At 60.8% G+C, this 13,565-nt stretch carries 10 protein-coding genes and 1 pseudogene; 5 read left to right on the forward strand and 6 right to left on the reverse strand.

What is annotated here, in order from left to right; all coding sequences use genetic code 11:
• Positions 1–10: 10 nt before the first annotated feature.
• From JWR14_RS11395 to JWR14_RS11405, 3 genes are all read right to left on the reverse strand, one after another.
• A complete protein-coding gene (locus JWR14_RS11395; protein WP_299706053.1) occupies positions 11–1,027 on the reverse strand; it encodes a PDR/VanB family oxidoreductase in 1,017 nt (338 codons plus the stop codon).
• An 86-nt stretch (positions 1,028–1,113) separates the two neighbouring features.
• The gene (locus JWR14_RS11400) at positions 1,114–2,316 is read right to left on the reverse strand and encodes a Gfo/Idh/MocA family oxidoreductase (protein ID WP_299706023.1); all 1,203 of its coding nucleotides are present in this window, start codon (positions 2,314–2,316) and stop codon (positions 1,114–1,116) included.
• Between the two features lie 5 nt (positions 2,317–2,321).
• A complete protein-coding gene (locus JWR14_RS11405) occupies positions 2,322–2,891 on the reverse strand; it encodes a MarR family winged helix-turn-helix transcriptional regulator (RefSeq protein WP_299706026.1) in 570 nt (189 codons plus the stop codon).
• A 361-nt stretch (positions 2,892–3,252) separates the two neighbouring features.
• On the opposite strand from JWR14_RS11405, the gene JWR14_RS11410 reads away from it, so the two are divergent.
• The 5 genes from JWR14_RS11410 to JWR14_RS11430 all read left to right on the forward strand — a co-directional run bounded on the left by JWR14_RS11410 (position 3,253) and on the right by JWR14_RS11430 (position 9,910).
• Positions 3,253–4,491: a Rieske 2Fe-2S domain-containing protein gene (locus tag JWR14_RS11410; protein ID WP_299706029.1), complete on the forward strand. Its 1,239-nt coding sequence runs from the start codon at positions 3,253–3,255 to the stop codon at positions 4,489–4,491.
• A 193-nt stretch (positions 4,492–4,684) separates the two neighbouring features.
• Positions 4,685–6,877, forward strand: coding sequence for a tripartite tricarboxylate transporter permease (locus JWR14_RS11415; protein ID WP_299706056.1), 2,193 nt, complete (start codon positions 4,685–4,687; stop codon positions 6,875–6,877).
• Positions 6,878–6,956: 79 nt separating this feature from the next.
• On the forward strand, positions 6,957–8,060 hold the full coding sequence (locus JWR14_RS11420) for a tripartite tricarboxylate transporter substrate-binding protein (protein WP_299706032.1): 1,104 nt from the start codon (positions 6,957–6,959) through the stop codon (positions 8,058–8,060).
• A 60-nt stretch (positions 8,061–8,120) separates the two neighbouring features.
• Positions 8,121–8,828, forward strand: a complete 708-nt coding sequence (locus JWR14_RS11425; RefSeq protein WP_299706035.1) for a class II aldolase/adducin family protein — start codon at positions 8,121–8,123, stop codon at positions 8,826–8,828.
• A gap of 92 nt (positions 8,829–8,920) precedes the next feature.
• Positions 8,921–9,910, forward strand: a complete 990-nt coding sequence (locus tag JWR14_RS11430) for an ABC transporter substrate-binding protein (protein WP_299706038.1) — start codon at positions 8,921–8,923, stop codon at positions 9,908–9,910.
• A gap of 242 nt (positions 9,911–10,152) precedes the next feature.
• Here JWR14_RS11430 and JWR14_RS11435 read toward each other — a convergent pair whose 3' ends face one another.
• From JWR14_RS11435 to JWR14_RS11445, 3 genes and pseudogenes are all read right to left on the reverse strand, one after another.
• Entirely contained in the window at positions 10,153–11,445 is a 1,293-nt protein-coding gene (locus JWR14_RS11435) for a divalent metal cation transporter (RefSeq protein ID WP_299706041.1), read from the reverse strand.
• A 688-nt stretch (positions 11,446–12,133) separates the two neighbouring features.
• A complete protein-coding gene (locus tag JWR14_RS11440) occupies positions 12,134–13,120 on the reverse strand; it encodes an ABC transporter permease (RefSeq protein WP_299706044.1) in 987 nt (328 codons plus the stop codon).
• Positions 13,117–13,565, reverse strand: a pseudogene (locus tag JWR14_RS11445) (ABC transporter permease); the annotation flags it as partial. The gene JWR14_RS11440 and the pseudogene JWR14_RS11445, both read right to left, overlap by 4 nt.

The following is a 13,565-nucleotide window of genomic DNA, read 5'->3' on the forward strand; positions in this document are numbered from 1 at the left end:
GATCAGCATTTCAGACGTCCAGCACGATCTCGTCAGAGCGCGCCCGCGACACGCAGATCATGATCGCGCTTTCGTATTCGTCTTCATCGAGGACAAAATCGCGGTGATCAACCTCGCCTGCGATAAGCCGCGTGCGGCACGAACCGCAGGTGCCCGCCTCACACGAACTCGGCGTATCGATGCCATGTGCGCGCAGTGCGTCGAGGATCGTTTGGCCTGGCTGCACATCGACACAGCCGCCGCTTCGCGCAAGACGCACAGTGAACGCTTTTTCGCCCTGAACGTTGCCGTCGGCGCCGGTGAATTCGCTCGTGCCGAAGTCTTCGAAATGCACGGCCGACGATGGCCAGCTTGCAGCCGCTTCACGTACCGCCTGCATCAATGGACGCGGTCCGCAACAATAGAGATGTGTGTTCCCCTCGCGTGTTGCGAGCAGGGGGGCGAGCGCAACGGATCGGTCGCGCTCGCCGTAATCGTGATGCAAGGTAATACGCGCCGCGCGTTCGGGAGTCGACAGCTCGTCGAGGAAGGCGGTGGATTCCGGCGTGCGGGTGCAATACAGCAGTTGATAGTCTGCATTGCGCGCCTCGAGTTCAGCGATCATTGCCCGCAACGGTGTGATGCCGATGCCGCCCGCAATCAGCAAGTAGCGGGACGCGTTGTCGTTCAACGAGAAATAGTTTTCCGGCGGCGATACTTGAAGTCTGGTGCCGACCATGACGTCGCGCACCATGCTGCCCGAGCCGCCGCGTCCGTTGGTATCGAGCTTGACCGCGATGATATACCGGTCTCGCTCAACTGGAGCGTTGCACAGCGAATAGCGGCGCTCGCTTCCTGCCGGCGTGCGGACCAGCACATGCGCGCCCGGTGTGAATGCGGGCAGCGTGGCGTGATCCGGCGCCCGCAGTTCGAACAGAAAGATGTCCCGGGCGATCTCGGTCCTCGCGGTGACGTCGAGCCACAACAGACTCGTCGTGTCGTTGTGAGCGACGTCAGTCGAAAATTCGGGTGCGACGAGGGGTTGCATCAAGGTAGCTGTCATCTTCAATCAGGCAGTTGGTGCTGCCGCCTTTGGGAAAATCCGGCACGGCCGCGCTCGTGCGCTGGCGCATCTCAGCGTCGGTTGCTTGTGTTCAGCGGGACCTGGTGTTTGAGTTCGACGTCTCGGCCACTTGCCGACGAAGCGATCGCGGCTTCGCATACTTCGAGATTGGCAACGCCCCATGCGCCGTCGTGCAACACGGCGCTGCGCCGGCTGATGGCGCCATGAAACTCGCTCATCACGCGCAGGCGCGGCGAGCCCCCGGAGGGCAACGGCAGATCGGTACGGCCTTCACTGGTGTAGACAATCAGGCCTTGCGGCGACTGGCGAATCTCCCCGCGTTCGCAACTGACGATCGTAAGACCGAAGAACGGTTGCCACGGGGCATCGCCTGGAATGGCGTGCTTTGCGCGTGCCTGCTTGGCAAGAAGCTCTTCTTCGGGAGAACGAACCTGTCTGGCCGTGTGCCGACTGGCGGCATCTGCGACGGGACGTCCGGCACTCATGAAGCCCCATTCGCCAACGCCTTCGCACAACTCCGTGCTCGAGAAACGGCCGTAGCCGTTGTAGATGGCGGTCGCTGCGGCGCCGTCATCGAAATCGATAAACACTGTGTGGGCGCCGGTCGCGCTGCGCTGCGAATCCCAGTTGAACGTTCTGGCGCGGACGCTGCGCGCGAGCCCGCCGCACAGCAAGCGGATGATGTCGAACTGGTGCGATCCCTGGCGCAGCGTGACGCCGCCGCCTTGACGCTCGTCGAGTTCGTCGGCCCGTCTCGGCCGGTACAACCAGTCGGTGAAGCACCATGTGTTGACCATTTGCACGCGCCCCAGCTCGCCTTCGTCGATCAGCTCGCGCATGGCGTGGATCGGCAGATCGTAGCTGTGCGAATGACCGACCAGCATGACGACGCCAGCTTCCCTGGCGGCGACGACCATCGAACGGGCGTCGTCAAGATTGGCGGCCATCGGTTTTTCAACGAGCACATGCTTGCCAGCGGCGCAAGCGAGAAGCACATGCTCGCGATGCAGCATGGTCGGCGACGCGACGTAAATCGCATCCACGTGCCCGTGCTCGAGCAGCGCCGCGAGCGTGTCATACGTCCTGAAGCCGAATTCTTCGGCAGCAGATCGCCGCACGCCCTCCGAAGGGTCGACGATCGCCGCGACCACGAAGCCGGGATGAGCGGCAATGGCAGGCACGAACGCGCGGCCCGCTGTGCCAAACCCGACGATGCCGATGCGCACCAACTCTGCGGCGTTCGTGTTGCCCATTTTTGCTATGCCTCGCTTGTGGCTGTGTCGCCGAGATCCAGACCGCTTAGGCCGTTGAGCGATTCAGCGGCACGCTCGGCGAAGAACGGGTCGCCCGCAAGGTTTTCCATCATCGCGAGCAACGTGCGGCGCATGGCGGCGATGTCGTCGGGAGGGATTCCAGCGAGTGCAATGCGGTTCACCTCCACGGCTGCGGGCACCAGCAACGCGCGCAGGCTCGTGCCTTTCGATGTGAGGAAAATGCGGACCTGCTTGCGATTGTCGGGCAGTTTCTGGCGTGTCACGTATCCGATCGCCTCCATGGCCTTCAGCGCAGAAAACGTGGTTGGCTCGGCGAAACCCGCCTGTTCGCTTAGCTGCCGCTGTGTCAGTCCGTCGGTTTGCCAGAGGATGCGCAGGAATGTCCAGTGGCCGTACTGCACTGAGTGTTCGCGCAGCCGTGCCTGGAGTGAACGCGAGAATCCGCGAGCGGTGTCCTTTACGAGGTGCGCCATCCGTTCTTCGGGCAACGCTTCGCGCCAGCGCTGGAGGGTACCAGGCAGCGCGTCGCGTTGAGACTTGTCACTCTTGCTCATGCAGTCACCTATGTTGTGGCATGTGTCCATGCGTTTTTAAAATTAGCCAACTAAGTTTATGTTGTCAAGATCATCGTAGGGGGAGCGATATTTCCTCCCTCGAAAGGGTCTGGTGACGTAAATTTTAAATCGCTATGAAAGCCTTATGAGATAAGAGTAACGCCGGAGTAAAACCAAAATATGAGGCCCTGTTCCAGCATGCATCGGTGTTTTCCATAATTGAGGCTTAGTTACCTAAGTATAAGATGGATTCACAGGCGGATGCGGTGATCGGCGCGTTTCACGGAGATGGTGTTCGGACTCCAGGCGCACCCGTCGAGTCCATCAACCGACTTCATCGAAAATTGGGATCCAAAAAACCATGCTGACGGCTGAACAGAACGAGACCTTAACGCGAGTTGGACCGGGAACGCCAATGGGCAACCTGATGCGGCGCTACTGGCAGCCAATCGGGACCGCGACCGAACTCGAGAACCGCTGGACAAAACGCGTGCGACTGCTCGGCGAAGACCTGGTGCTCTTCAGGAATCGCCAGGGACAGGTTGGATTGATCGCGGAGCAGTGTCCTCATCGGCGTGCGTCGTTCGCACATGGCATTCCGACTGAAGACGGTATCCGCTGCCCTTATCACGGGTGGGAATTCAGCGTGGAAGGGAAATGCCTGAGCCAGCCGAACGAGCCGGACAACTGCGCGTTCCGCGACAAGGTTGCCACTGACGCGTATCCCGTCGAAGAACTGGGCGGCCTGCTGTTCGCTTACATGGGGCCGGAACCGCGACCTCTGTTGCCGCGTTTTGACGGCTTCATCGCACAGGGTGCGATCCGGATGATGGGCCGCGCGTTGCTGCCGATCAACTGGCTGCAAATCATGGAGAATTCGCTCGATCCCATTCACACCGAATGGCTGCATGGGCATCACTACGAATTTCAGAAGGAACAGGAAGGCATCAAGGTAGCAATCAGTGCAAAGCACGAGAAGATCGCCTTCAACGAGTTCGAATTCGGTATCACCAAGCATCGGCTGCTGGCTGGGCATTCCGAGGATTCCGACGACTGGCGCATTGGTCATCCAATCGTATTTCCGAACATGCTTGCGGTCGGCAACGGCGACGACGCATCGCGCTATTACTCATTCCAGATTCGCGTGCCGGTGGACGACGAACAGACGCTGCACCTCTGGTACAACGCCTACATTCCGCCGAAAGACGCCGAGGTGCCGAAGCACCTGACTGAACGTGTCCATGTGTACGACGTGCCGTTCAAGGACGAGCAGGGCGAGTTCATCGTCGATAACGTCGACGGTCAGGACATGATGGCGTGGATCACGCAAGGCAAGGTGGCGGATCGCACGCGTGAGAACCTCGGCGCCACTGACCAGGGCATTGCGATCTACCGGCGCGTGCTGCGCCGTGAGATGAAGAAAGTCGAGCAAGGTGAAGACCCCATGGGCATCGTGCGGGATGCGTCACGCAATGAGCGTATCGACTTGCCGAACGAACGCAAGAAACATCACAACAGCGACGGCTTCGCGAGCTTCATGTTGCGCACGCACGCAAAGTATTCACCTATAGCTCAGGCGCTCGTCGCGATCTACGAATAACAAAAACGCTTCACAAGCAGCAAGCAAACCGCGCGCTGCAAACCGTCTGCCTTGCAAGGCTTGCGGCGTGCGCGGAAGCAGTCCCCCCGAATACAGTCCGATGGCTAAAACGGACGCGAACCGGAGACAACCCCGTGGGCAAGCAACGTGGTGGTGTGGTGACGCGGAATCTGACTGACAGGAAGGTGTGGTGATGGGAGCCGCCGCGTTACATGCGCTGACGATGATTCTCGATCCGCTGCGCCTCGCGATCATGCTGGGTGGTGTGGTGCTCGGGCTTGCACTTGGTGTGGTGCCGGGGCTCGGTGGGATTGTCGGACTTGCGCTGCTGATTCCGTTCACCTATCACCTGGACGGCTATACCGCGTTCGCGCTGCTGCTCGGCATGGCGGCGGTAACGACGGTCTCCGACTTGATTCCGGCCGTGCTTTTCGGGGTGCCGGGAACCGTCGGGGCAGCCGCGACTGTTCTTGATGGACATCCGCTCGCAAGACGCGGAGAAGCGCGGCGCGCATTTGGTGCGGGGTATGCATCGTCGCTTGCAGGCGGCGTCTTTGGCGCGCTGCTGCTGGCGGTCACGATTCCCGTCTTGCGCCTGGTAGTGCTTTATATCGGCTCGGCGGAATTGCTTGCTTTATGTATCTTCGGCCTCTCGATGGTCGCGGTGCTGAGTGGCAAGGCGCCGATCAAGGGACTGGCGGTGGCGTCGTTCGGGCTCATGCTGTCGCTGATCGGCTCGGACCCGCAGACCGGCACGCTGCGATGGACCTTCGGCTCACTGTATCTGTGGGACCACCTGCCGCTCGTGCCAGTCACGCTCGGCATTTTCGCGTTGCCAGAACTGGCCGAGATGGCGATTGAACGCACGAGCATCTCGCGCACCGATGGCGCCGTTCGCGGCAAGCAGAGCACGCAGTGGGACGGTGTTCGCGATGCGGGCCGGAACTGGTGGCTGGTGTTGCGTTGCAGCGGCCTTGGCGCGCTGTTGGGCGCGGTGCCGGGCCTTGGCTCCGCAGTGATCGACTGGATGGCGTACGGTCACGCGATCCGCACCGAAAAGAACACCGAGAACTTCGGCAAGGGCGATATTCGCGGGGTCATCGCCTCTGAGAGTTCGAACAATGCCAAGGAAGGCGGCCACCTGATTCCGACGATTGCGTTCGGCATGCCGGCAGGCGCTTCGATGGCGCTGCTGTTAAGCGCATTCATCATGCACGGCTTCACGCCAGGTCCTGAGATGTTGACCAAGCATCTCGACGTGACCTACGCGATCATCTGGACGCTGACGATTTCACACATCATGGGCGCAATCATCTGCCTGTTCGGCAGCAGCCTGTTCTCGAAGCTTGCGACCGTACGGGTGGGGGTCCTGGTTCCCCTGGTGCTCGGCATCATCTTCCTCGGCGCATTCAACGCGAGCCAGAGTTGGGGCGACCTTTGCTCCATGGTGCTGTTCGGATTTGTCGGCTGGGTGATGAAGCGGCTGAACTGGCCGCGTCCGCCTCTGATTCTCGGGCTCGTGCTCGGCAGCATTTTCGAGCGTTACTACTTTATTTCGAGCGAGATATACGGCGTCAAGCTGTTTACGCGGCCGATAGTGATCGCCGTACTGCTCGCCGCGCTGTGGGTCGTCCTCGGACCGACGCTCAAGGGACTGCGCCGCGCGCTCAAGCAGGGACCGCTTGCGTCGGGCGTGCACTTCAGGATCAAGCGACTCGATCATCATTCGTTGTTCACCATCGCGCTGATCGTTGCCGTAAGCGTGGCGATCTGGACCGCTTCCGACTGGGCGTTCGGCGCGAAGCTGATGCCAATGACCGCCGCGAGCGCGGCGATGTTTTTCTCGTGCATCGTGCTGATCGGCCAGGTGGGGGCCCGTGACCAGCCGCCGCGCGAACTCAGGCCGGCCGTGATGCCGGCGACGATGTCTGCCGCGCAAGCAAGGGTGCAATTGGCGCAGTCGTTGCCGTGTCAGCCAACGGCCGGGCCGCGGCAGGACCTCGCGTTGAACCGCACGGGCGCATCGCTCTCAACGGCGTTGCCAACATCGGGGCCTTCGCTGTCGCAGGCGTTCGAAGGTGACCTTCCTGGAGCACCGCCGCTGCCGATATCGACGGTTCGCGCCCGCGGCTTGCGCTTCTTCCTGGCCATTAGCGGAGCGCTGGGCATTGCCTACCTGATCGGCTTGCTGCCCGCCTTGCTTCTGATGATGCTGGTGCTCGCGCGCTTTGAGTTCGGCGAACGGTGGCGCAATGCGTGGCTGCTGTCGGTTGCGATGACAGTTGCGCTATGGCTCGTGTTCGACCTGATCTTCGCGACACCGTGGCCGCCATCCCTGCTGGGCGATCTCGTGCCAGCATTGCGAAGCCTCAGCGGTCTTGTATGAGCCGGTTTCCCGCCAGTACAGAACAGAGCCGGCGCTGCGGGTCCGCCGTACGACCGGCCGTTATCGATGGAGACAAACGATGAAGAATTATCTATCGCGGTCGGTTCGAAGAGAGCCGCAGCGAAAATCACATTTGCAACGCCCGCGCACGATCTTGCGCGCGGGAGCCGCAGCCGCACTCGCGTTCCTGGCGGCTGCAACCTATCTGCCTGCAAGCGGTTACGCGGCGGAGACCACGGAGAGTTTTTATAGCGGTCGCACCGTCAATCTGACGATTGGCTATTCCGTCGGTGGCGGCTACGACATGTACGCCCGGTTGCTCGCCAAACACATCGGCAACTATCTGCCCGGCAAGCCGACGATCACGCCCCAGAGCATGCCAGGCGCGGGCAGTCTGAAGGCGATCAATTATCTATATAGCGTCGCGCCGAAGGACGGTTCCACGTTCGGCACGTTCGGCCGCACGATGCCGGAGGAACCGCTGCTCGGCGAGGCCGCTTTCGATGCCCGCAAGCTGACGTGGCTTGGCAGCATCAATAGCGATGTCAGCCTGTGCCTGACGTGGAACACCTCGAAGATCAAGACGTTCCAGGACCTCGTCACAAAGGAATCACGCATGGGCGGGCAGGCAGCCGGCTCCGATCCTGATGTGATGGCCTCGACAATCAAGACGCTGTTCAACGCAAAGATCCAACTGGTCACCGGCTATCCGGGCAGCAACGAAACGGCGCTTGCGATGGAGCGAGGCGAGATCGACGGCGAATGCGGTACGTCGTGGAGCACTATCCTGGTTCGGCATCCGGACTGGATCAAGGACAAGAAGATCAACATCCTCGTGCAGGTCGCCCTCGAAAAACATCCCGACCTGCCGAACGTGCCACTGCTGATCGATCTCGCGCCGAATGACGAAGCACGCCAGGTGCTGAAGGTGATCGTGGCGAGCCAGGCGTTTGCGCGCCCGTTCGCGGCGCCACCGGGTCTGCCGCCTGAACGCGCAGCCGCGTTACGCACCGCCTTCGCACAGACGATGAAAGATCCGGCATTCCTCGCCGAAGCAAAAAGTCTTGGTCTGGAAGTGCGGCCCGTACCGCCGGAGCGCATCGACCAATTGCTCGACGAACTGTACAAGACACCGCAGCCGCTGCTGCTGAAAGCCAAGGCGGCCGTGGGCGGGCGATTCTGACCAACCGGCGGCCTGGTACAACCGGCAGGCCGCCATCATTGAGAGGCGCTGGAGCACACCATGAACGCAGACGAAGCCAAACAGAAACTGATCGATGCCGGTCGCATTCTCGAAGCGCAAGGCCAGGGTGATCTCACGCGCGGCCACGTGTCGGTGCGGGTACCGGGCGATCCGGACCACTTTTTCATGAAACCGCATAGCTACGGCTTCGACGAGATAACCCTTGAAAACATCGTAGTGTGCAATCTCGACGGCGAGAAGGTGGGCGGCGCCGGACGTCGGCATAGCGAGGTTTTCATTCACTCGGAAATCTTCAGGGCGCGCCCGGATATAACGAGCGTAATCCATTCGCATCCCACGCACGCTGTCGCACTGTCCGCCACCGAACAGCCGCTCAAGATGATCAGTCAACCTAGCTGTCATTTCGCCGATGGCGTGCCGTATTACACCGACACCATGAATCTGATCCGCACCCAGGAAATGGGCTCGGGCGTCGCGCGCGCCCTTGGCACTTGCAAGGCTGTGCTAATGCGCAATCACGGTGTCGCAGTGACGGGACGTTCGATTGAAGAGGCGGTCGTGCTGGCGTTGCTGCTCGAAAGCGCCTGTCAGATCCAGCTCTTGACGCAGGCGGCCGGGGGCGCCGGCGAGGGTTTCTCCGACGAAGACATCGAGCGCCTGCACGATACCGTGACCCGCCCCGAACAATTCACTGTCAACTTCGAATTCCTGCGTCGGAAGGCTCGTCGCAGTCTTGCAGTGAACTGAGCCGAATAGAAATCTCAACTTGCGGCGCGGCGATCGATGCCGTGCCGGCGCGCTTTTTAAACGCGCTTTTTAAACGTTTAAGGCAATCAAACATGAACGGAAAACTTAATCTTTCGATCGCCACCGGCGACTATGACCGCACGCGGCCGTTGATTTCTGGGCAGGTGCAGATGGATGGCGTCGATCCGGTCTTCATGACGCTCTCGCCTGAAGAAATGTTTTTTCGTGCGTTCCGCAACGAAGAATTCGATATCAGTGAGCTGTCGTTCTCGAGCTATACCGTGAAGTTCTCGGAAGGCACGTGTCCGTATATTGCCGTGCCGGTGTTTTTGTCGCGTGCGTTCCGGCACACGTCGCTCTACGTGCGCACCGATCGCATCAAACGTCCGGAAGATCTTAAGGGCAAGCGCATCGGCCTGCCGGAATACCAGTTGACCGCGAATGTATGGGCCCGCGCGATCCTCGAAGACGATTTCGGTGTCAGGCCGGAGGACATCACGTGGGTGCGCGGGGGTATCGATGAGCCGGGTCGTCCTGAGAAGATCAAGCTGCAGTTGCCGCGGGACGTGCGCCTTGAAGCAGCGCCCGACAACGACACGATTTCAGCGATGCTCGATCGCGGAGATATCGACGCGTTCATGGCGCCGCGCCCGCCGTCATGTGCCGCCACGAACCCGAATGTCGGCTGGTTGTTTCCCGATCCGACAGAGGCCGCGAAAGACTATTATCGTCGCACCAAGGTGTTTCCGATCATGCACGTGGTGGGAATCCGCAAAACGCTGGCTGAAGCCCATCCGTGGCTGCCCGCTGCCGTGCTCAAGGCATTCGAACGGTCGAAGCAGATAGCACTCGACAAACTCTCCGATACGTCGGCCACGAAAGTCACGCTGCCGTTTGTCGAAGAGCAACTGAAGGCTGCACGCGATCTGCTCGGCAACGACCACTGGCCCTACGGGGTGCCGGCAAACCGCAATACGCTCGAGACGTTCCTGCGCCATCATCATTCCCAGGGCCTTTCCAAGCGGCTTTTGTCCGTCGAAGAAATCTTCCATCCGGCGACCTATGAAACGGCGAAGATCTGAGAATGCGGGCGCCGTACTGGAACGAACGAGAGGGCGCGTGCCGGTACGTAGTTGCCATCGCGGCGCCTAGCCGACGTATCGCCTTGATCGTTGTCCGAACTCGCTGATGACAGTATCTGTTTTCGACCCTGCCGGCCGCCCGCTTCCCGGGCTGCCGCTGCGTCTCACTCCACTCCGTGTCCGTGCTGGCTGCGCAAATGCGCCGCGTGTTCATCGCCGAACTTGGGGTGAGGCGCAGCGAACTACGAGAACATAAACCAAAACATGGCGATGGCCGCAATACCCATGGCAGTTGTGGCCAACCAACCCACCACACGTAGCCGCATCGAGATGACGAACTTTCCCATGATCTTTGGATTGACGGCCATAAACATGATCAGTCCCATGATTGGCACGGAGACAACCCCGTTGATCACCGCGCTCCAGTAGAGCGCCTTGATCGGATCGATCGGAGTAAAGCCAATCACGACGCCCACGATCGTTGATAACACGATGATGCCGTAGAACCGCCTCGCAAGCTGCGGCTTCAGCGCGAGGCTGTTACGCCATCTGAACGTTCCGGCCATCGCGTACGCGGCCGACCCTGCCAGTACGGGCAGAGCAAGCAACCCCGTGCCGATGATTCCCACGCTAAAGAGCAGAAATGCGAATTCGCCTGCGATAGGCTTGAGCGCGAGTGCGGCCTGGGAGGATGTCTGGATGTGCGTAACACCATGAGCGTTTAGCGTGGCCGCCGTGGTCAAAATAATGAAGAAAGCGACCAGGTTTGAGAACCCCATTCCAATCCACGTGTCCATCCGAATGCGTTTGAGGCTTGACGGTCCCTGAGCCGGCGCGTTCTTCAAAGCCTTCTGACCGGTCTCGGCGCGCATCTCTTCGACCTCTTGAGACGCCTGCCAGAAAAACAGATAGGGACTAATGGTCGTCCCGAGGACCGCGACCACCGTTGTAACGTATTCGCTCTTCCAGGACCAGTGAGGAAAAATCATCCGGGTGACTACCGTCTGCCATGGAACCTGCACGACAAACACGGTCGCCACGTACGCAAAGAGCACGAGAGTAAGCCACTTCAACACATGGACATAGCTGCGGTAGGGGACAAACACTTGCAACAAAACGGATATCAGCCCGAGCCCGACGGTATAGAGGCGCGTCGGACCACCCACTACCAGGTTCACCGCCGCCCCCATCGCGGTCAGATCGGCTGCGATGTTGATGGTGTTGGCGACAAGAAGCAAGACGACCGAGCCGTAGAGCAGCCAGGCCGGATAGTAACGTCGGATGTTGGTAGCGAGTCCATGCCCGCTGACTCGCCCCAGTCTTGCGCTGATCACCTGGATGGCCACCATCAACGGGTACGTAATGACGATGGTCCACAGCATGTTGAAACCGAACTGTGCGCCCGCCTGCGAGTAGGTAGCGATACCGCTGGGGTCGTCGTCCGCGGCGCCCGTAATCAGGCCGGGCCCGAGCTTTTGCAGCCAGGATTGGACTTCCGTATCGGGCGCGTCGGACGGATTGAGGTCGATGGACATATAAGGCATCAGTTCGGTTGAACGGCCCCGCGATCGCTACGGGGGTGAGACGGAGTGTGCCTTACAGGGTTTCGGCGGATCTGGGACCGAGCGATGTTGCTCGATGACGCTGATTTGCTAGCTGGAATGGACAGACGGTGCAACTTTCGATGAGGGGAACTCATCATCGAATCTGCGGCCGATAAGTGAGTCGTAGTCGAGGGCACTGGTTTGAACCATGACTCTCAACATTTCCACGAACGCGTTTCCGTCCTCTAAATGAGCGACCAATACACGGGCAGTTCGCAGGGAAACTGATTCCGTATAAGGAGGCGCATCATTCTCAGCTTCGAGGACAAAGCCGAATCGATAAATCTGCTCGGATTCCCCATCTGGGACGGGGGAGTGGGACACGATGGTTGCCTTCATATCGCACCTCTTTAAAGGGTCATTGGTGACCACTCAGCAAACGGCGTACCGAGGCTTTGCGTTCGTCCTCCCTCTGAAACTCCCTCTGCGAGCGGGAGGAACATTCGGTCGGCCGCAGCCGGCCAACCGCGGACCTTCTGACGCGCTCGCCAATAAAATCCAAGATGTGGGAATGTCGGAATGGGAGGAGCGATGTTCGACGGCTTTCAGGAACAGACGATCGGATTGACCAACGCGACCTTGCACGTGCGCTTTGGCGGAAAGGGACTGCCGCTGCTTCCTACGCCTCCCGCTTGCCGCGCCCATACAGCAGCAGCATCGCCGCGATCACCACGCCGTAGATAATCTGGCGCCCCGCCTCCGGCATCTGCGCGACCGAGAGGATCGACTGCAGCAGCGTGATGAGGATCGCTCCCGCCACCGTGCCGAGGTACGAACCCCGGCCGCCCAGAATCGACGTGCCGCCGAGCACGACCGCAGCGATCGCCGGCAACAGGTAAGCATCGCCCATCGACTGCGCCGCTTTCGACGCATAACCCGCAAGCAGCACGCCGCCGAGCGCCGCGAACGCGCTGCACACGGCGAACGCGGCCACGGTCACGAGCCGCGTATTGATGCCGGAAAGATATGCCGCGCGTTCGGTGTTGCCGATCGCGTACAGCATGCGGCCGAAGGTCGTGCGCGCCAGCAAGAACATCGTGGCGCCGCCGATCAGCACCCACAGCGCGACGGCATTCGGCACGCCCGGTACGAGCCAGCCCGAAGCGAGCCATCGCATCACGTGTGGCGCCGAGTCCTGCGGCGACGATCCTCCCGTGTAGACGATCATGATGCCCTGCGCGACCGCGTTGGTTGCGAGCGTCGCGATCATCGAAGGAATGCGCAGGAGCGCGACAAGGATACCGTTGACGATGCCAATCAGCACGCCGCAACCGATCCCGACCGGAATCGCGAGGATGTGCCCGAGTTCGCCGTGCCCCGCGGCGGCGCACGCCATCATCGCGCCGACCGTGATTGTCCACGGCAGCGACAGGTCGATGTGTCCGAGCAGGATCACCATCATCAGGCCGGTCGCGATGATGCCAAGGAACGCGCCGACCTTCAGCTGCAGGAGGATGTATTCCGGCGACATGAAGTTCCGCGAAAACATCCCGCCGACGAGCAGGAGCGCGACGATGCACGCGAACGCGATAACGATCGGCGGGTCGATTTTGCGCTTGAGCCGCGACACGAACGAAGTCCAGCCGGCTCCGGAAACGTCGCTCATTGGAACCACTCCAGACGGTTGCGGACCCTGAACAGCCCGCACGCGCCGATCGCGACAGCGAGCAGAAGAATCACGCCCTGGAACAGCGGCTGCCACAGTGCGTCGACGTTGAACACGAACAGCAGATCGCCGATAGAACGGAACGCGAATGCGCCGAAAATCGCGCCGATCGCGCTGCCCTTGCCGCCGAGCAGCGACACGCCGCCGATGACCACGGCGGCAATCGAAAACAGCGTATACGAGTTGGCGCTGCCGAGGCTCGCCTCGCCGGTGTCCGTGAAGAACGTTAAAAAGAGGCCGCCAATCGCGGCAAGCAGGCCGGCCAGCGTATAGCTCGCGAACTTCGCGCGGCGGATCGGCATGCCGGACAGGAACGCTGCGGGTTCAGACGAGCCGGTCGCGTACGCCGCGCGCCCTACCACCGAACGTTTGAAAGGAATCCAGA

Origin of the sequence: Caballeronia sp. (genome assembly GCF_028292365.1) — a bacterium.
GTDB lineage: Bacteria > Pseudomonadota > Gammaproteobacteria > Burkholderiales > Burkholderiaceae > Caballeronia.